This window comes from Pseudomonas kermanshahensis (genome assembly GCF_014269205.2).
In the GTDB taxonomy this organism is placed as follows: Bacteria; Pseudomonadota; Gammaproteobacteria; order Pseudomonadales; family Pseudomonadaceae; genus Aquipseudomonas; species Aquipseudomonas kermanshahensis.
In genome coordinates, this window is record NZ_JABWRY020000001.1 from 3,140,085 (window position 1) to 3,158,516 (window position 18,432).

15 protein-coding genes are annotated in these 18,432 nt (G+C 62.0%); 5 read left to right on the top strand and 10 right to left on the bottom strand.

The genetic code is table 11. The features are described 5' to 3' along the window. Positions 1 to 2: 2 nt before the first annotated feature. From HU764_RS14315 to HU764_RS14350, 8 genes are all read right to left on the bottom strand, one after another. Positions 3 to 767, bottom strand: coding sequence for an SDR family NAD(P)-dependent oxidoreductase (locus HU764_RS14315; protein WP_186676361.1), 765 nt, complete (start codon positions 765 to 767; stop codon positions 3 to 5). After that, a complete protein-coding gene (locus tag HU764_RS14320; RefSeq protein ID WP_186702723.1) occupies positions 764 to 1,501 on the bottom strand; it encodes an SDR family NAD(P)-dependent oxidoreductase in 738 nt (245 codons plus the stop codon). Before HU764_RS14320 ends, HU764_RS14315 begins: the two co-directional genes overlap by 4 nt. A gap of 9 nt (positions 1,502 to 1,510) precedes the next feature. Next, positions 1,511 to 4,381: an aminotransferase class III-fold pyridoxal phosphate-dependent enzyme gene (locus HU764_RS14325; protein WP_186702724.1), complete on the bottom strand. Its 2,871-nt coding sequence runs from the start codon at positions 4,379 to 4,381 to the stop codon at positions 1,511 to 1,513. 44 nt (positions 4,382 to 4,425) lie between these two features. Beyond that, positions 4,426 to 5,631, bottom strand: coding sequence for a beta-ketoacyl synthase N-terminal-like domain-containing protein (locus HU764_RS14330; RefSeq protein ID WP_186702725.1), 1,206 nt, complete (start codon positions 5,629 to 5,631; stop codon positions 4,426 to 4,428). Continuing rightward, positions 5,628 to 6,926, bottom strand: a complete 1,299-nt coding sequence (locus tag HU764_RS14335) for a beta-ketoacyl-[acyl-carrier-protein] synthase family protein (RefSeq protein ID WP_186702726.1) — start codon at positions 6,924 to 6,926, stop codon at positions 5,628 to 5,630. Before HU764_RS14335 ends, HU764_RS14330 begins: the two co-directional genes overlap by 4 nt. Further along, a complete protein-coding gene (locus tag HU764_RS14340; RefSeq protein ID WP_186676938.1) occupies positions 6,923 to 7,849 on the bottom strand; it encodes a beta-ketoacyl-[acyl-carrier-protein] synthase family protein in 927 nt (308 codons plus the stop codon). The genes HU764_RS14335 and HU764_RS14340 overlap by 4 nt, the downstream gene beginning before the upstream one ends. 157 nt (positions 7,850 to 8,006) lie before the next feature. Then, positions 8,007 to 9,281 carry a beta-ketoacyl-[acyl-carrier-protein] synthase family protein gene (locus HU764_RS14345; RefSeq protein ID WP_186676349.1) on the bottom strand — a complete coding sequence of 425 codons (1,275 nt, stop codon included), beginning with the start codon at positions 9,279 to 9,281 and terminating at the stop codon, positions 8,007 to 8,009. 11 nt (positions 9,282 to 9,292) lie between these two features. Beyond that, positions 9,293 to 9,862, bottom strand: coding sequence for an acyl carrier protein (locus HU764_RS14350; RefSeq protein ID WP_186702727.1), 570 nt, complete (start codon positions 9,860 to 9,862; stop codon positions 9,293 to 9,295). Between the two features lie 175 nt (positions 9,863 to 10,037). On the opposite strand from HU764_RS14350, the gene HU764_RS27850 reads away from it, so the two are divergent. Continuing rightward, positions 10,038 to 10,172, top strand: coding sequence for a hypothetical protein (locus HU764_RS27850; RefSeq protein WP_264083907.1), 135 nt, complete (start codon positions 10,038 to 10,040; stop codon positions 10,170 to 10,172). Between the two features lie 546 nt (positions 10,173 to 10,718). On the opposite strand, the gene HU764_RS14355 is transcribed toward HU764_RS27850, so the two are convergent. Further along, positions 10,719 to 11,234, bottom strand: coding sequence for a cupin (locus HU764_RS14355; RefSeq protein WP_186676345.1), 516 nt, complete (start codon positions 11,232 to 11,234; stop codon positions 10,719 to 10,721). A gap of 157 nt (positions 11,235 to 11,391) precedes the next feature. On the opposite strand from HU764_RS14355, the gene HU764_RS14360 reads away from it, so the two are divergent. The 4 genes from HU764_RS14360 to HU764_RS14375 all read left to right on the top strand — a co-directional run bounded on the left by HU764_RS14360 (position 11,392) and on the right by HU764_RS14375 (position 16,998). Next, complete coding sequence (locus HU764_RS14360) at positions 11,392 to 13,179, top strand: thiamine pyrophosphate-requiring protein (protein WP_186676343.1); 1,788 nt, start codon at positions 11,392 to 11,394, stop codon at positions 13,177 to 13,179. 98 nt (positions 13,180 to 13,277) lie between these two features. Further along, entirely contained in the window at positions 13,278 to 13,805 is a 528-nt protein-coding gene (locus tag HU764_RS14365; RefSeq protein ID WP_186676341.1) for a (2Fe-2S)-binding protein, read from the top strand. Next, complete coding sequence (locus HU764_RS14370; RefSeq protein ID WP_186676337.1) at positions 13,802 to 14,803, top strand: FAD binding domain-containing protein; 1,002 nt, start codon at positions 13,802 to 13,804, stop codon at positions 14,801 to 14,803. Before HU764_RS14365 ends, HU764_RS14370 begins: the two co-directional genes overlap by 4 nt. Then, positions 14,800 to 16,998: a xanthine dehydrogenase family protein molybdopterin-binding subunit gene (locus HU764_RS14375; RefSeq protein ID WP_186676334.1), complete on the top strand. Its 2,199-nt coding sequence runs from the start codon at positions 14,800 to 14,802 to the stop codon at positions 16,996 to 16,998. Before HU764_RS14370 ends, HU764_RS14375 begins: the two co-directional genes overlap by 4 nt. A 124-nt stretch (positions 16,999 to 17,122) precedes the next feature. Here the strand turns inward: HU764_RS14375 and HU764_RS14380 are convergent, their stop codons facing one another. Beyond that, positions 17,123 to 18,376 carry an OprD family porin gene (locus HU764_RS14380; protein ID WP_099453891.1) on the bottom strand — a complete coding sequence of 418 codons (1,254 nt, stop codon included), beginning with the start codon at positions 18,374 to 18,376 and terminating at the stop codon, positions 17,123 to 17,125. Between the last annotated feature and the right edge of the window lie 56 nt (positions 18,377 to 18,432).

The window sequence follows — 18,432 nt, forward strand, 5'->3', positions numbered from 1 at the left end:
GGCTACATTCCCAACCCGGCACCGCCGTCGATCATCAGGCTTTGCGCCGTGACACCACTCGCTTGCGGGCTCGCCAGATAACGGACCATGGCCGCCACTTCGTCGCCCTGAATGAAGCGCCGCAGGGGCAACTTCTTCTTGGCATTGCGCAGGATTTGCTCGGGGGTGATCCCGGCGATGCGCGCTTGAGCCGCCAATTCGCCTTGCAGCATCGGTGTGTCGATCCAGGCGGGCAGGATGGCATTGACGGTGATTCGCCGTGGCGCCAGGTCCAGCGCCAAGGCTTTGGTCATGCCGATGATGCCGTGCTTGGAGGCGCAGTAAGCGGTGTTGCGGACCTTGCCCGCTCGGCCGAGGATCGACGACATGTTGACGATCCGCCCACCATCCGCCATCAGTGGCAGGCACAACGAGGTGACGTAAAAGGTGCCGTTGAGGTTGATCGAAATTACCTTGTGCCAGTTGTCGAGGTCTTCGGGTTCGTTCTCGTCGCAGACCCCGGCGCTGTTGACCAGCACATCGACAAAGCCGACCCGGTTGGCCAGGCCCTTGAACAGCAGTTGCAGGCTGGCGAGATCGGCGATGTTCGCTTGATGGGTTTCGATGCGAGCGGCAAATTCGCCCTCGGTGACCCACCTCTGCAAGGTTGCCAGATCCCGATCAAGCAAGATCAAAAGGTGCTCGGCCTGTGCTGCAAAATTTTCCGCGACGGCGCGGCCAATACCATTGGCCGCGCCGGTAATCACAATCGTGCGTGCCTCGCTCATAGCATTTTCAATCCGCCGTTGACGGACAAGACTTCGCCCGTGACGTACAGGCCGCGCTCGGCCAGATACAGCACCGCGTCGGCAATTTCTTCAGGCCGGGCGAACCGTTTGATCAACAGCCGCGACTGGATTTCCTGCTCATGGGCGCCGACCAGGGCTTCGCTCATGTCGGTGCTGACGATGCCGGGCGCCACCGCGTTGACCCGGATGTTGCGCGGCGCCAACTCCACCGCCAGTGCGCGTGTCAATGCGTCTACACCACCTTTGGCGGCGGCGTAGTTGCTCTGGCCCTTGCCGGGCTTTTGCGCGGCCACCGAACTGAGGTTGACGATGCACCCGCTGCGTTGGCGCATCATGCAGGGCAGCACCTGCTGACAGCACAACAACGTGCCGACCAGGTTGGTCTGGATGACCTCGGTGATGTCGCTCAACGATTGCGTGGCGAGCAAACCGTCACGGGTAACACCGGCGTTGTTGACCAACAAGTCGATACGCTCGAAACGTTGCTCGACCCGTTCAAAAAACGCCTGAATGCGCTGCGCATCCTTGACATCACACTGCACGGCCAGGCACTCCCGGCCGAGCCCTTCGACCTGCGCTTGCAAGGCAGCGGCTGACGCCTCGTCACGGACATAACTGAAGGCAACCTGATAACCCGCGCCGGCCAGGGCCAGCACGATGGACTTGCCAATGCCGCGGCTTCCGCCAGTCACGACAGCTATTTTCTGAGCCATGACCGCTCCTTAAAGTGAGTTTTGAGTTTTGAATTGCGCGAGGGTGAAGCCGTGGGTCGCGGCGAGTGCGCGGACCTGCTGAACTTGCTCACGGCTGATATCGCCGTAGGAACCGTGCTGGCTCATACCAGACAAGCCCATCAACACCGACTCGGCCATGCACGCATACAGCTGGCCTTTTTTCAGGTAGGCCCGCACGTTGGGCGCCAGGCCGTCGTCGAACGGCGTCTGGACGATGCCGCCGTGCATGTAGAGCACGTCTTCGCGTTGGCTCGGCAGGCCTTGATGGACGTTCAGCGGCACGGCGATATCGCAAATCACGCTGCGCTCGGCGAAATGTTCGGCACCGAGGAACGGCTGAGGCGCATTGGCAGCGCACAGGACGATCCGTGCGCCCTTGAGGGCGTCGAGATCGTTGGTGACTGTGATGAAGGCGTTCGCGCCAAGGCGCTCATCCACCAGACGGGCGATGTGCAAACCGAGGTCGGCTTTTTGTCCATGTGAGTGCAACAAGCCACGAAAACCTTCAAGGGTCAGCAGTCGCTGCGCCAACCGGTCGTGTTCGGCCGTGCCTTTGAGGATCGAACGGGCCGCGTCGGCGTAAATCTGTTGCGCAGTTTTCTCCAGGCGCCGAACCGAGCCGTCACGACCGCTGCCAATTAGAATCAGGTGATCGACGGTGGCGGACAGCACCGAAGCATAGGTCGACGCAACGTTACCGGCGGCACCGACAACGGCAGCAGTTTGCTCGCGCAGTGCCAGACCTTGCTGTACACAGCCTTGCTCGATGGCTTCGAGCCCCATGCCGATGGTCAGGGCATTGCCGGACGTCAACGCCATGTCGGCAATCTTCAGCGCTTGACAATTGTGGGTGACGATCGAGGTGTACATCCCGAGGCCGGCGATGTTGCAGCCATCGGCGCGGGCATCGGTGACACGTCTGCCGACTTCTTCGCGGATGCTGTCCAGGTCACCGCTGAGGATGTACTCGGCCATGGCATCCGAATCCATGCACAGCGGGTACAAGGTGAACTCCACCGCCATGCCGAGGCGCGACCGAATGATCACCGGGCCCACTGGCACAGCGCGGCGTTCAGGCTTGGTGCGGTTGATGAACGTGCGTTTTTGTTCCGGGCTCAGGGCTGCCAGCGAGGGATCGACGTCACCGAGGATATCTGCATCGATCAGGTGGTTGATGAACGCTACCCGAGCGACGACTTCGACCTTGGCATCGATGTTTTCAACGGGCTCGGCCACCCGAAAATCGTCCTGACGGACTGGCACGGCGGGAATCGAGTCCGCGCAGATACCTGCCGCCAACGGCAACGCATCGCCACGGCGCAGCATGTCGCAGACCCGTTGCAGGGCACCGATCAGCCCGTCGATTTCGCTCAAGGTGATACAGGCTGGCGGCTCCAGGCGAATCACATTGGAATTGCTGCCTGACGGTGCTACCCGCAACGCTTCGAATTGCAACAGGTAACCGGCGATCAAGTAACCCAAGGCATCGTTGTACTGGGCCGACGCCTGTACCAGCGAGCTGCTGACACTCAAGTCGTGCAATTCCAAACCCACCAGCAAGCCACGCCCGCGCACATCGGCGATCACATCCGGATAGGCCATCTTCAGTTCATTGAGCGAGGCTTTGAGGTAGGCGCCCTTGGTACGTACGTCTTTGAGCATCGCGTCGTCATTGGCGAACAACCGGCGCAATGCCGACAGCGCGATATGGCAGGACGGATCGTCCTCGGCGAAGGTCGAGCTGTGGATGTAGCTGAACTCGCCTTCGTAGTGGCTGCTGCGGATCACCGTCGCGGCGATCTTCATCAAGCCGCCGCCAAGGGCCTTGGACAGGCAGTAATAGTCGCCTTGCAGGTTGAACTGGCTGCTGGCAAGAAACGTCCCGGCGCGACCAAAACCCGACTGCACTTCATCGACCACCAGCGGGCATTGTTGCTCGTTACACAGCCTGCGCAGCCCCAGGTAGAACTCGGCCGCGAACTCGTTGATACCGCCTTCGCCCTGAATCGGTTCCATCAACACGGCGGTAATCGCACTGAACGGCAGTTGCAGCACGTTCAGGTGTTCGCCGTCCCATTGCAGGCTCAACCAATGGTGCGTGTGCCGGGCCGGCAATTCCTGCAACTGATGGGGCTGCTGTGGGTCGATGAACTCGACGTTCAGACCAAAACGGGCAAACGGCGCGCGGTACTGACGGCCATAGGTCAGTTGCACGGTATTGACCAATTTGCCGTGGAAGCTGCCGCGCAGGGCGACGAATACCGGTTCGATGTGCAACTGCGCCAGGTTGTGTTGGCGAACGGCTTCAACCACCTGACGCAAGGTCACGCTGTTCAGGGTGGCCGGCAAGACACCTGCAGGCAGGTCGAGGTCCGCCACATCCAGCTCGCGGTAAGCGCGTTCGCTGGCGGTCAGGCTGGCCAGGGTGAAATCGATGTCGTCGAACTGCTTTTGCAGGCTCTTCTGGCGACGGAACTCCGCGTGCTTGACGGCAATTTCCACCGCCTCCGCGCCACTGTTGGAGAAAGTCGAAATATAACGTTCGGTGTTCTTCAGTTCGCGATTGAAGGCGTCGCTGAGCTCTCGCCCCAATTGCCCGGCCGCACCGCGGATCGACATTTGTGCGTTGAATGGCACGTCGCTGCGCAGCAGCGCACATAGCTGATCGACAAATTGTGGGTCGTTGTGGCCGAACAGTGCCGCACCGTAACCGCCGAGAAAGTCGGTGACCGTGACCATGTCGCCCTTGGGGTTGCGGTAGAACAACTGGCTACCGAGGGCGCGCTGAAACTCACACTCCAGGCCCAGTGCCTGGAGCAGGCCGACGAATTTGGGCCGAACGAAATCGCGATAATCCATGACAGTCATATCCCTTGACGATAAAAAAGAGGCGGTAGTCAGCGTCAGTCTTGAGTGACCTGTGCGCTGTAGAGCACTTGATAGGCGGCGCTGAATCCGTTGTCGTCACGGTTCAGCACCAGGCAATGCGCAAGGCTCCCGGCATGGGGCGCACCCCGAATAAACGGCAGGTTCGCCACTGGCTGCTGCAAACCGGCGATCGGCGGCACGCTTTGGGCCTGCAATGCGCAACGCGCAAGTATCAGATCCACCAGGCTCGGCGCCGCGCTGAGAATGCCGTTGATCGCCAACCCGCTGGTGATGTGGGAGGCGCGCGCAAGGGCCAGCGTCTGGCACAACACGCGGTCTTTGTGCGCATCGCCGGTGCCGCTGCACACCAACACATCGGTTGCGCTGTCGGGCAGGCTCAAGCGACCGAGGGTGGCATGGGCTGTCATGTCGGCGAGGCACGCCTGAGGACCCGCTGGCAGGTCTTCGCGCCGGCGCAGCACCAATGCTGCAGCGCCCTCCCCGGCAATGCCGCCGGTGCCCCGAAGGTCAAACGGCAGCAGAGTGTTCGAGCCGTTGGCGCTGATCACCCCCGCCTGGACCAACCCGGACAGCGCCAGGGCATCCAGCTCGCTGCCCGCACCGACAACGATTGCCGCGTCAATTCGGCCATCCTGCAAAGCGGCCGTAGCCTCACGCAAGGCTGCCAGGTTGCCGGCGACACCTTGCATATAGGCGTTGCACTCCCCCACCAGTTTCAGCGCCAGGCTGGTAACACCCAGCAAGCAGTTGCTCAAGCCTTTGAGCACCAGAAAAGGGTCCTGGGCACGGTCTTGCAGGATCCGTTTGGCGAACGCCGCCATGTCAGCGACGCCGTCTTGCCGACAGCCGAGCAACAACTCGGCATAGGATTCCAGAGACGGATGGGTGTAGCCGCCCTGACAGCAATACAAACCGAAACGGACATCCGGCTGTTCATTGGCCAGGCCTGCTTCTTCCAACGCCTGACGTACCGCGCTGACACCCCAGATCACTGCCGGCGTGCAGTAACGCTGAAGGTTTTGCGCAAGGTCTTGTCGGCTGCGTTGGTGGTCCTGATCCTGAATTTGGCCGAACGCCACCACCCGTTCGCTGCTGAACCTTCGGGCGTTCAGCGCCGTAATTGCACTGCGCCCTTCGTTCGCGGCCGCCCAGAAAGACTCGACACCCCAGCCGCTGGGCAACACGCAACCCGCACCGGCAATCGCGACCGCCTGTTTCATCGCGGCGCCTCCCGGTACTTGCCCAGCGCCAGTGAAGTGTTGAGGCCGCCGAAACCGAAGGAGTTGCTCAAGGCAACGTCGACCTTGCGCTTGACCGCTTGATGGGCGCAGTAGTCGAGGTCGCACTGTTCGTCGGCATCATGCAGGTTCAGGGTCGGCGTGACCCGATCATCCCGGCAGGCCAGGGCCGTGAGCATGAACTCCGGTGCTCCGGCGGCCGCAATCAAGTGGCCGAACTGGGACTTGTTGGCCGTCACCAGCAACCGCCGATAATGTTCGCGCTCGGCGAACAGGGTTTTGATCGCCAGGGTTTCGGCGGCATCGTTGAGGGGTGTCGACGTACCGTGGGCATTGATCAGATCGATCTGTTGCGGCTCCAGCCCGGCATCTGTCAGGGCCGCCTGCATCGCCAGCACCGCTCCCCGGCCCTGCGGGTCGGGTGCGGTGATTTTGTAGGCATCCAAGCTGCTGCCGAAACCCAGCACTTCGGCGTACGGCGTTGCCCCTCGGGCCAGCGCCCGTTCGAGGGTTTCGAGCACGACAAAACCACCGCCTTCACCCGCAATCAAGCCACTGCGATGGCGGTCGAACGGCCGACACAGTTCGGTGCCCCAACGCTGTTCGCTGCTGGCGGCGCCGAGCAGATACAGCGCGGTCATGGTGTCCAGGCTCAGCACCGAATCGGCGCCCCCGGCAATGGCCAGCTCGACCTCGCCGCGACGGATCATCTGGAATGCATTGCCGATGGCCTGGGAAGCGCCCGCGCAGGCGCTGCTGATATTGATCACCGGGCCTTCACTGCCGATGCCATCGGCAATCACCCGCGCAAGGCGGTCGTTGCTCTGACACAGTGAACTGTCAGGATCGACCTGCGCCTGTCGCGCCATCAATTGAGCCCAGGACGGCGCCTGCGCCGGGTCATCCGCCAGGCTGAGCAGCATGTCCTGCAAACGATGAGCAGGTGCGCCGGACGCTGACAATACCGCCGCGCCACGCAGCTGTTCGGGGCTCAGGCCACTGTCAGCAATGGCTTGGGTGGCCGCGACCCAACCAAAGCGGGTGCGTTTTTCCAGCGACAACCCCCAGGCCGGATGGTCTTTCAAGTGTGCCGGCATCAAGCCCATATCCACGGGCGCTGCGTAACGCACAGGGAACGCACCTGCCTCTACGCCTTCCGGTTGCCATGGCCGAATGCAATGTTCGCCGGCCAACATTCTTTGCCACATGGACTGCCACTCGAAACCGAAGCCGGTGACGGCGCCCATGCCCGTGATCACGATCCGTGTGGGGCTCATGGGTAACGCTCCATTGTCTCTGTGTCCGACGACGTTCTGGCCAGCAGCACCGCGCCCCAATGCCCGCCTCGGCTATGTTCGAGCAACAGCGTGTAACGGCTGCAGTCCAGTGCCCAGGTCACAGCGATTTCGCTGAGCAAGGCGCTGGCGCCCAAGTCACCTAGCAACGCCTTGGAGTGTTCGAGGGTGTGCCCCGATAGGGCAAACAACGCCGCAATCTGCGGATCCTGTACATCGGCGACGACTTGCCCGACATCGCTGAGACACAGTTTTTCGTTCCTCAAAGCACGCTCAATGACGTCGCGACCAACCGCCAGTCCACGCTCGGGTTGCGCGCTATAACCACGGGCAAACCCGGCAATACGCAACACAGATTGAGCACCGCTGCCCGAGTGGGTCGTCAGCAACAGTGCCGCAGCACCTTCGCCGAAAACCCACGGGCTGGGGTTCACAGGTGGGTGAGTAGCTTCACGCAGGTACAACGCCGGGGTGATGTTCGGACTGCTACTGACGACGACGGCAGCATCGGCGCGGCCTTCGCTCAGATGGGCGGCGGCCTCCATCAAGGCATCCAGCCCCGCATTGCCCTGGGAGCAAAACCCGCCCATGGGCCCCTTGCAACCCAAGGCCTCAGCCACGTGGGCCATGACGCTGCTGTTGAGCATCATCAGCGCATGCAGGGGCGGTGTGTGGGCAAAGAATTGCGCCAACAGATCTGCCGGTTGTGCGCCAATGGCCTGCACTGCATCCCAGCACGAGCTGGGCCCATCCACTTCCGGAATGGCAGCGGTCAATGCAATCCGCTCGTCGGGCAAGTCCAGCCCACGCAAGGCTTCGGCGAGACGGCCGGCGCAATACAGCAGGCGCGCGCCCTGAGGCTCGAGGCTGCGGGACAATTTGCGGTCGTACACACCCGCCGGCAAGGCGGGCGCTGCGACACAATGGGCCAGGCGTGCCGGGTCGAAATCCAGCGGTTGCGCGGCCTGAGGTTGACTGTCACGAGACGCACATTCAGTACCGGCGGCGTTGAGTACCGACGCAGCGGTGATATAAACAGCGGTTGAATTGGATTCGGTCATGTCATGCCCTGCCCAGCACCAACGAACTGTTCACGCCACCAAACCCGAAGGAGTTGGAAAGCACGACATTGATCGGTTGCTGCAACGGTTCGCAAAGGAATTTCAACTCCGGAAATTCGGTTTTTTCCGGCTGAAAATTGAGGGTCGGCAAGGCCACGCCCAACTGGATGCTCATCAACGACAGCACCGCCTCAATGGCACCACTGCTGGCCAACGAATGCCCTACGGCAGATTTGTTAGCGGTGAACGTCATCTGCTCCAGGGTTTCGCCGAAGACCTGCGCCAGGCCCAGGGCCTCACAACGGTCATTGGCCTGTGTCGACGTACCGTGAACATTCACATGGTCCACCGCCGCGCTGGTCAGTTCGGCATCGGCCAGGGCCGCCGTCATGCAGGCGGCATACTTGCTGCCGTCGCGGCTGCTGGAGGTGATTTTCTCTGCCTCGCACTGATTCGCGTAACCCAGCACCCGGCCCAGCGAACAGGCCTGACGACGCTCGGCATGCTCGCGGGATTCCAGCACCAACAGCGCCGCCCCTTCACTCAGCACAAAACCGCAGCGCTCCGGCATGAACGGCCGGCTCTGTTCTTGTGGGGAAAAGTCCGTTCGCTGGCAGAGTGCACCCAGCCCATCAAAGCTGTAGTAGGACAACTCATGGGCCATCAACTCCACTGCGCCACACAACGCCAGGTCGATCTCGCCACGGGCGATCGCTCGATAGGCGCTACCGATGGCCATGGTGCCGGCGGCACAGGCATCGGAATGTGTGGAGATATGGTCACGTATACCCAGCCATTCGGCGAGATGGCGGGTTTGCTGATCAACCCGCCGGGCAAACGCCCCACCGCTGAGGGTGTGGTTATCCAAGTACTGGTCGAGATCGACCCGCCCCTGATCGTCCATGTAACGGCTGGCGTCCCGCAAATCACCGCTCACGCAGTGTTTGTTGGCCCCGACGAAAATACCGCTGGCGACTCGGGCAAATGCGCCGTCGGCCAACTCGGCATGGGCCAGCGCCTGACGGGCCACGTAATGCGCCAGCCATTCCTGGCGGGAGGTGGTCTGCAGGTCGCCCGGAAAGGCCGCCGCGATGACCTGCCATTGTTGCTCATCGATAAATCCGGCCGCCGGGTTTGCAAACCCCAGTTCGACAAACGCCGGGTGCTGGCGAATGCAGGAACGGTTTTCGCTGATCGTCGTGAACAGCGAGGCAGCATCCAGTGCCGTGGGAGCCACCAGGCCATAGCCGGTGACCAGAACCTCTCGGACCTGCATCAAGGCAACCCCTACGCCGAAGCCTTCAACTGGGTGGCCGCGTACTGCTCAACCAACTGACGCGAGATCGAGTCACCGTCCAGAGGGGTCAGGCGAGCACTGCAACCGCCACACACCACGTGTTTGCGTTCATTGAGTTGGGCATGAACCGCGCCACACTCAGGGCAGGTCTCGGGGAGGTAGTTGAAAACGTTATGGCATTGCTGCGCCCAGTTACGCACGGTGGTGGCCGAAAAGACATCGCCCGGCTGCATGCCCGCGTGCAACTGGCCCGGCGCATAAGCGCTGAGGCTCTGCTCCAGCAAGGCCACGCCGTCCTGCGTGATTCGGCCTTTATCGACAAACCGGGTGGCGTCGCCGAACACCGCTACCGCGTGATCCAGCACGCTGGTTTTCGGCAAGGTGCAACCGTACTGACGGCCCAGCTGGAAGCTCAGGTCGACGATGTCCAGCGAGTCGGCGCTGAGGTCGTCAACGAGACTGCTGTGCTCTGCCACGTCGCCCTTATCCAACACCAGCAACTGCGCAAGAATCTCCTGTGTAGTGCTGATAACGCTGTCCAATTCCAATGGATTGTTCATTGATTGCTTCCCTACAAAAGCCGCATTGAATGAATAAAGTCATCGGGCCAAAAAAGCTGTTTTCAGGCCAGATCTATCGAGGGCCGGGAGTCTAAAGTCTCCCCCTAAGGGGAGAGTCAACGTGCCATCATTGCTTTTTGTGAGAAATCCCGACGCGCCCTGAAACCTTTGATTCATGCAGCTCAATGGTGCTTGGAGAGGGATCGTAAACAGCAAGATCGAGCGGTTCGAGCACACCTCGCTGACCATCGACGAAGACCGCTACCTACGCCTGGTGACCTATGCCAAATTACTGGACCAAACGCCGTAGATTGTTGAAGTGCCGGCCTATAGCAGGGCCTTCCGTCGCTCTGCGGGCACCCTCTGGCGATCAGCAGGCCGAATAGAGGGTGAACAACCAAAAAAGGCGCTCCGCCATGAAGCCAGCAAAACCACATACATTACTGCTCGCGTTGTGCCTGAGCCTGGGCGCCCCCCTTGCCTTGGCTGCCACAGACCTGAACGATCAGCGCGCCCCGGGCACACAATCCCACGAAAATGGGCACATGAACGGCCAAGGGGATGCGACGGGCTCAGGAACACCAGGCGATAGCATGGGTACCGGTGATGGCGGTACTGATGACAATGGGACGGACAACACCGGAGGTGACGGTACCAACAGTGGCTCGGAAACCGGCGGTAATGGCTCTGGTGATAGCGGCACAGGCTCGGGCACTGGAAGCAGCGACTCGGCCGGTAGTGGGTCAGGCTCAGGTTCCGGCCGTTAACTGAAATAGCCGATGGCGATGGGTGACTCGTTCATCGCCTATCTGGCGACCCTGAGAGCGTTTCAGCGCAAGCCCCGTTACACGCGCACTTAACGCCAATGCGTCATCAATGCACCGCGGATGCCACTGACCGGGTCTTGCTCAGGGCGCGGCACCATGGCGATGCACGCCAGCGCGCGCGGGTGGGCGGCGCTGTCGGGCTGCTGGATGTCGTAGTCTTCCTGCCCGTGTGGATAGGCGCCGACCACCAGAAAGTCATCGCTGCATTCAATGCACCGATGGCCCGTGCCTGCCGGCAGCACCAGCACATCGCCGCACTCTACGCTGACGCTTTGCCCAGAGGCTCCGCCAAGCGTCAATCGGGCCTGCCCGCAAGCAATGCCCAGCGCCTCATGAGCGTTAGGGTGAAAGTGGTGATAATCGAAGATCCCGTCGCGCCACAGCGGGGTCCATTGGTGAGCCGCAAACAGTGCTTCGAAGGCACGGGCATTATCCACCGACGGATCAAGCGTCAGCCGATAGAACAGCACGGGGAAACGGCTGTTCGGCGTAGCGCCGTCGTCCTCGAAATACAACGCCTGTACGGCGGCATCTGCTGTGTTCATGAGCGTCACGATGCGCATCCTGATCGGTTGATGGGTTCAGGTTCGAACCCACCCGCTGTTGCCAAGTTCCAGCCGGCAGACGGGTGCGCATACCGTTGAAACTTTCCCGACACCTGCCAAGTCCAGACCCCTATCGATCACTAAACGGGAGCAGGTAATGACCGGCACGGTAGGCGACTTTCTGGTGGAGCGTTTGTATCAATGGGGCGTGCGGCGCATCTTCGGGTACCCCGGCGACGGCATCAATGGCGTGTTCGGCGCGCTGAGCCGGGCCAACGGCAAGATTGAATTCATCCAGGCCCGCCATGAGGAAATGGCCGCCTTCATGGCCAGCGCCCATGCCAAGTTCACCGGCGAGCTCGGTGTTTGCATCGCGACCTCCGGCCCGGGCGCCTCGCACTTACTGACCGGGCTGTACGATGCACGCATGGACCATCAGCCAGTGCTGGCCATCGTTGGTCAACAGGCCCGTGCAGCACTGGGCGGGCACTACCAGCAGGAGTTGGACCTGCTGTCCATGTTCAAGGATGTCGCCGGTGCCTTCGTCCAGCAGGCCTCTACGCCAGAGCAGGTGCGCCACCTGCTCGACCGTGCAGTGCGTACGGCCGTCGGCGAACGCCGGGTCACCGCTGTTATTCTGCCCAACGACTTGCAGGACCTGCCCTACAACGAGCCCCCGCGGGCTCACGGTACGGTGCATTCAGGCATCGGCTACAGCAAGCCGAGGGTATTGCCGTTCGACGAAGACCTGCAGCGCGCCGCCGCTGTACTCAACGCCGGGCGCAAAGTGGCGATACTGGTGGGTGCCGGCGCCCTGCAGGCGACTGAGCAAGTAATGGCGGTCGCCGAACAACTCGGCGCTGGCGTGGCCAAAGCGCTGCTGGGCAAGGCTGTGCTACCGGATGATCTGCCGTGGGTCACCGGGTCGATCGGCTTGCTCGGCACCGAACCCAGTTATCAGCTGATGAGCGAATGCGACACCCTGCTAATGATCGGCTCCGGCTTCCCCTATTCCGAGTTTCTGCCCAAGGAAGGCCAGGCACGAGGCGTGCAGATCGACCTGCAACCCGACATGCTCAGCCTGCGCTACCCGATGGAGGTCAACCTGGTCGGCGATGCCAGCGAAACACTGCGCGCACTGTTGCCGTTACTTGAATACAAGACCGAACGGCGCTGGCGCGACAAGGTGCAGACCTGGCGTGCGCAGTGGGACAAGACCGTGGCCAAGCGCGCCCTGGTCAAGGCTGACCCGATCAACCCGCAACGTGTAGTGCATGAGCTGTCCCCTCGCCTGCCCGACCACGCCATCATCACCAGCGATTCCGGCTCCTGTGCTAACTGGTTTGCCCGCGACTTGCAGATTCGCCAGGGTATGCAGTGCTCGCTGTCCGGCGGCCTGGCTTGCATGGGCGCAGCCGTGCCTTATGCGATTGCTGCCAAGTTCGCCCACCCGCAACGGGCTGTGGTTGCCCTGGTGGGCGATGGGGCGATGCAGATGAACAACCTCGCCGAACTGATCACCGTGGCCAAGTACTGGCAACAGTGGGACAACCCACAATGGATTTGTGCTGTGTTCAACAATGAGGACCTCAATCAGGTGACGTGGGAGCAACGGGTCATGGAGGGGGATCCCAAGTTCGAAGCGTCGCAGTCGATCCCTGACGTGCCCTACCATTTGTTCGCTATTTCCATTGGCCTGCAAGGTATCTACGTAGACCGCGAAGAGGACGTTGCCGCTGCGTGGGAGCGCGCGCTGGCTGCGGATCGGCCGGTACTGATCGAGTTCAAGACCGACCCGAACGTGCCGCCCCTGCCACCGCACATCAAGCTGGAGCAAGCGAAGAAGTTTGCCAGTACCTTGCTCAAGGGCGACCCCGACCAGGCGGGCATCATCGTCCAGACAGCCAAGCAGGTGCTCGGCTCGGTGCTACCAGGCAAAAAGTGATGGGCACGTCGGCTAACCGGCTGAACGTTTGCTCAGCCGGCCAGGTCGCACAACAAAGACGCAGCGGACTGCGCGAACCCTGACCGTGAGGACCTACCATGAGCGCGATCTCTCCCAATGGGGCTGAAGAATACCCCCTCCGCCTGACCCTCAATGGTCAACCCCGAACACTGCAGGTGCACCCCTGGACCACCTTGCTCGACCTGCTGCGTGAGCAGTTGGACCTGGTCGGCACCAAGAAGGGCTGTGACCATGGCCAGTGCGGGGCCTGCACCGTGCTGCGCGATGGCAAGCGTGTCAATGCTTGCCTGACGTTGGCCATCATGTGCGATGGGGCCGAGTTGGTAACCATCGAAGGGCTGGCCAACGGCGACGTTCTGCACCCCATGCAGCGCGCATTCATCACTCACGATGCTTTTCAATGCGGGTATTGCACGCCAGGCCAGATCTGCTCCGCCGTCGGGCTTGCCCATGAAGAGCATGCCGACACCCGCGAAGCGATCCGCGAACAGATGAGCGGCAACCTTTGCCGCTGTGGTGCCTACAGCAACATCGTCGCTGCGGTGGAAGAAGCCCTGCCGTTGATGAGGGTCGAGGCCCAGCCACAACGAGGGCCGAACCCATGACGCCCTTCAGCTACCACAAGCCCGCATCGGTCAGTGAAGCCGTCAGCCTGGCTGACGCGTGCTCGCACTTCATTGCCGGGGGCACCAACCTTGTCGACCTGATGAAGGAAAACGTGGTTCGCCCCAAGCGCCTTATCGATATTTCCGGCCTTGGGCTGAACGGCATCCACCCCACCTCAAACGGCGGCGTGCGGATCGGCGCATTGGTGAGCAATGCCGACTTGGCCTGGCACCCGACGATCGAACAGCACTACCCGCTGTTATCGCATGCCATCCTCGCGGGGGCATCACCGCAGTTGAGGAACATGGCCAGCACCGGTGGCAACCTGCTGCAACGTACCCGTTGCTACTACTTCTATGACACCGGCACACCCTGCAACAAGCGCGAACCAGGCAGCGGATGCCCTGCGCGTACAGGTATGAACCGCATCCATGCCATTCTCGGCGCCAGTGATGCCTGTGTCGCGACCCATCCCTCGGACATGTGCGTGGCATTGGCAGCGCTCGAAGCCGTGGTGCATGTACAGGGGCCGGGCGGTGAACGGCAGATACCCTTTGCGGCGTTCCATCGGCTCCCCGAGGGCACCCCGGAGCGCGACAATCACCTGGCAGTCGATGAACTGGTGGTTGCCATTGAGCTGCCGCCCCCGGCGTTCGACCACCATTACCGTTACCTGAAAATACGCGACCGCGCCTCTTACGCGTTCGCGCTAGTGTCGGTCGCCGCCGCCTTGAGCTTCGATGGCAAGCTGATCCAGCAGGCTCGCCTAGCGCTGGGCGGCGTTGCCCACAAGCCGTGGCGGGACCCGATTGTGGAGCGCATGCTGGCCGGCCAAGTGCCTTGCGAAGCGCTCTTCACCCGCGCCGCGCAAGCGTTGCTGCAAGGTGCACAGCCCCTGAGCCACAACGGCTTCAAGGTATCGCTCGCCCAGCGGGCAATCGTGCGGGCATTGAATGATGCGGCGCGCGGCGCCGCGGACTGGGGAACACGACCATGATCACACCCATACCGGTAGTTGGCACGCCCCTGGACCGCGTGGACGGCGTGGCGAAGGTCACCGGGCAGGCACGCTATGCAGGCGAATACCCCGAGGCGGGGTTGCTTCATGGCAGCGTGGTATCCAGTACCATCGCCTGCGGTCGGGTGCTCGACATCGACAGTTCGCAGGCCATGCGAGTGCCCGGGGTCATCGCCGTGCTCGACCATGGCCATCGTCCGCGCATCTCCAGTTACGACGACGACTACAGCGACGCCGATGCTGCGCAGGGGGCGCCGTTTCGGCCCTTGTTCAATGATCGCGTGCTCTACAGCGGCCAACCGTTGGCGCTAGTGGTCGCCGAAACCCTCGAACTGGCCCGCTATGCAGGTTCGCTGATCAGGATCGACTATGCCGAGGAAGCCCACCAGACAGACCTTGGCGCATGCCAACAGTCACATGCGGCACCTGCGCAAACACCGGCGCCGCGTGGCGACTTCGCCGGGCAGTTTGCCGGGGCCGCGGTGCAGGTGGATGCCACCTACCTGACGGCCAACGAGCACCACAACCCGATGGAGCCCCATGCCTCGACCGTACTGTACAAAGCCGATGGCACCCTGGAAATCCACGACAAGACCCAAGGCACCCAGAACTGCCAGGACTACCTGCACAAGGTGTTCGGCCTGCCCAAGGCAAACATCCATGTGCGCGCGGCGTTCGTCGGCGGTGCCTTCGGCTCGGGCTTGCGCCCGCAGTACCAGTTGCCGCTGGCAGTGATGGCAGCGTTGCACCTGCAGCGCTCGGTGCGCGTCACGCTAACGCGCCAGCAGATGTTCACCTTTGGCTACCGGCCCCGCACCGAGCAGCGCCTGCGCCTGGGTGCAGATGCAAACGGGCGCTTGCTGGCGATCGCCCACGATGCGCTTGGCCAGACCTCCCGCTTTGAGGACTTCACCGAGCACCTGGTGGAGTGGAGCGGCATGCTCTACCAGTGCGACAACATTGCGCTTAGCTACCGCCTGGCATCGCTCGATGTGTACACCCCGCTGGACATGCGTGCGCCTGGGGCCGCGTCCGGGATGATTGCCTTGGAATGCGCCATGGATGAGCTGGCCTGTGCGGCGCAGATCGACCCGGTTGACCTGCGCCAGCGTAATTTTGCCGCCAACAATGCCAACGAAGGCAAACCCTACTCCAGCAAAGAGCTACTGGCGTGTTACCAGCAAGGCGCCGAACGTTTTGGCTGGCGTAACCGCAACCCCCAACCGCGCAGCATGCGCAATGGCAGCCAGTTAGTAGGCTGGGGTATGGCCGGTGGCGTTTGGGAAGCCATGCAGATGAAGGCCAGCGCCAAGGCCCATATCGATGCCCAAGGCCACCTCACCGTCAGCAGTGCCACCACCGACATCGGGACCGGCACCTACACCGTCATGACTCAGATTGCCGCCGACGCCGCTGGCGTCAGGGTGCAGGATGTCACCTTCATGCTGGGTGACTCCTCACTGCCCACCGCCCCGCTTCAGGGCGGATCGTTCACGGTGTCGTCGGTGGGCTCGGCCGTGCGCCAGGCCTGCCAGGTACTGCGCACCAAAGTGCTGGAACATGCGCGCAAAATGTACCCCCAAGTGGCCAGCACGCCCCGGGAGCAGATCGTTTTCGCCGAGGGCTACCTGCACGCGGGCAGCCATCGGCTGGCCTTGGCGGACATCGTTGCCAGCGCCCCCGGCGGGGAGTTTGCCGTGCAGATCGACGCCGAACCCGGCGCCAGGCGCCAACCGTTCTCCACCGCCACCCATTCGGCGGTCTTCGTGGAAGTCCACGTCGACGAGGACCTTGGCATGATCAAAGTAACCCGAGTGGTGAGCGCGGTGGCGGCAGGACGGGTGGTCAATCCGAAAACCGCGCGCAGTCAGATTCTGGGAGGCGTGGTGTGGGGGGTGGGCATGGCCCTGCACGAAGCAGCGTTGACTGACCATCGGTTGGGCCGCATCGTCAACCACAACCTGGCGGAGTACCACATCCCGGTCAACGCAGACAGCGGGAATATCGACGTGATCTTCGTTGAAGAGCACGACGATATTGTCAACGAGCTGGGGTCCAAGGGTGTCGGCGAAATCGGCATCGTCGGGGTAGCCGCCGCGGTGGCCAACGCGGTCTACCATGCCACGGGCAAGCGTGTAAGGGACTTTCCCATCACGCTCGACAAGGTGCTGTGATTGAGCCAGCCAACATCACACGGCGCAAACCGCCTACGAGTCGACGCCAAGATAGCAAATGATCCCATATTGGCCGTGCTTGGCTATCTCAAAGGTCACCACCTGTACTTGCAAGGGTGCCGCATTACCAAATCGCAATGTCGTAGGTCAGGTAGATGCGGTTACTGTCGCGCCCGCGGGAAAAATCAGAACGGTAGACATAGTTGCGTAGTTTTACACCCAGCCCTTTGACGGGCCCTGACTGCACAACGTAGGCCAGTTCCATGTCACGCTCCCATTCGTTGAGTTCAGCTTCAGCGGAACGACCGTTGTCCCCGCTCAGGTATCGCGCCATGAACGTGAGCCCAGGGACACCGGCTGCTGCAAAATTGTAGGCATAGCTTGCCATCCAGGTTTTCTCTTCCTCCTCGATGAACTTGCCGATGCCAACGTTGCTGAACGAGTAAACAGTCGCACCGCTGATGTAGGGCAGCCCGGCATCGCCGTCTAGCATCTGGTAACCGGCACCGACGGTGTGCCCGGAGTGGGTATACGACACCTGCCCGCTGAACATGTCGTTGTCGATCTTACCGCCATAAGCAGCTCCGCTGTCACGGCTCTTGAAGTAGCGCAGGTCGGTGGTGAACACTCCGCCGGCCAAGGGTAGATCGTGCACCAGCCCCGCATAGTCCTGGCGGTAGAAGTGCTCGAGCTGGCCATGGAAGTAGCTCACACGCAGTTGCTTGCTGATGGCAAAGTCAGCACCCGCAAAGCTGAAATCGCCAGACTCGTCGCCGCCGTAACCATCCAGGTACAGGCCCGTGCTGTTGGACGAGTCGCGCTGCTTGAACCGATCCAAGTGGCCTGCGGTCAGCGTCAGGCCATCGACATCCGTACTGGTCAACTGTGTGCCCTGGTAGGTCTGCGGCAGAAGCCGGGCGTCGTTATAAACAAGCACCGGTGTCTTGGGCAGCAAGGTACCGTGCTTGACCACGGTCTGCCCCACCCGCGCCTTGGCAGTCACGCCGGCACTGGCAAACTCGCTTGCGGCGCGGCCATCGTCATGAACCGGCAGCAGGCCGGTACCGCTGCGGCCGCGCCCCGAGTCGAGGCGCACGCCTACAAGCCCTAGGGCGTCGACCCCCAGGCCCAGCGGGCCTTGGGTAAACCCTGATTGATAGTCGAGCAAGAAGCCCTGCGCCCATTCCACTCGCTCACTCTTGGCGGTCGCAGCAGCGCGGGCGCTCATGCCCTGTTCGTCGCGGAAGTTTTCGTTGAAATAGACGTTGCGCAGCTGCAGTTTGAGCTTGCTGTCGTCGATGAAACCGGCAGCGCCGGCCACAGGCAACCAGCCGCAGAGCAGGCCACAGGTGGCCCCACGGAAAACAGCTCGGGACATGTTCGATACTCTATTGTTGTTATTGGATGAGGTGGGCGCAAGCTGCGCCCTATTTA

What these genes read in the sequence shown, in the direction of transcription:
- HU764_RS14325 (WP_186702724.1), bottom strand. Translation starts at nt 4,381, where the DNA reads ATGGATTATCGCGATTTCGTTCGGCCCAAATTCGTCGGCCTGCTCCAG.
- HU764_RS14330 (WP_186702725.1), bottom strand. Translation starts at nt 5,631, where the DNA reads ATGAAACAGGCGGTCGCGATTGCCGGTGCGGGTTGCGTGTTGCCCAGC.
- HU764_RS14380 (WP_099453891.1), bottom strand. Translation starts at nt 18,376, where the DNA reads ATGTCCCGAGCTGTTTTCCGTGGGGCCACCTGTGGCCTGCTCTGCGGC.
- HU764_RS14315 (WP_186676361.1), bottom strand. Translation starts at nt 767, where the DNA reads ATGAGCGAGGCACGCACGATTGTGATTACCGGCGCGGCCAATGGTATT.
- HU764_RS14370 (WP_186676337.1), top strand. Translation starts at nt 13,802, where the DNA reads ATGACGCCCTTCAGCTACCACAAGCCCGCATCGGTCAGTGAAGCCGTC.
- HU764_RS27850 (WP_264083907.1), top strand. Translation starts at nt 10,038, where the DNA reads ATGCAGCTCAATGGTGCTTGGAGAGGGATCGTAAACAGCAAGATCGAG.
- HU764_RS14375 (WP_186676334.1), top strand. Translation starts at nt 14,800, where the DNA reads ATGATCACACCCATACCGGTAGTTGGCACGCCCCTGGACCGCGTGGAC.
- HU764_RS14335 (WP_186702726.1), bottom strand. Translation starts at nt 6,926, where the DNA reads ATGAGCCCCACACGGATCGTGATCACGGGCATGGGCGCCGTCACCGGC.
- HU764_RS14320 (WP_186702723.1), bottom strand. Translation starts at nt 1,501, where the DNA reads ATGGCTCAGAAAATAGCTGTCGTGACTGGCGGAAGCCGCGGCATTGGC.
- HU764_RS14345 (WP_186676349.1), bottom strand. Translation starts at nt 9,281, where the DNA reads ATGCAGGTCCGAGAGGTTCTGGTCACCGGCTATGGCCTGGTGGCTCCC.
- HU764_RS14365 (WP_186676341.1), top strand. Translation starts at nt 13,278, where the DNA reads ATGAGCGCGATCTCTCCCAATGGGGCTGAAGAATACCCCCTCCGCCTG.
- HU764_RS14360 (WP_186676343.1), top strand. Translation starts at nt 11,392, where the DNA reads ATGACCGGCACGGTAGGCGACTTTCTGGTGGAGCGTTTGTATCAATGG.
- HU764_RS14355 (WP_186676345.1), bottom strand. Translation starts at nt 11,234, where the DNA reads ATGAACACAGCAGATGCCGCCGTACAGGCGTTGTATTTCGAGGACGAC.
- HU764_RS14350 (WP_186702727.1), bottom strand. Translation starts at nt 9,862, where the DNA reads ATGAACAATCCATTGGAATTGGACAGCGTTATCAGCACTACACAGGAG.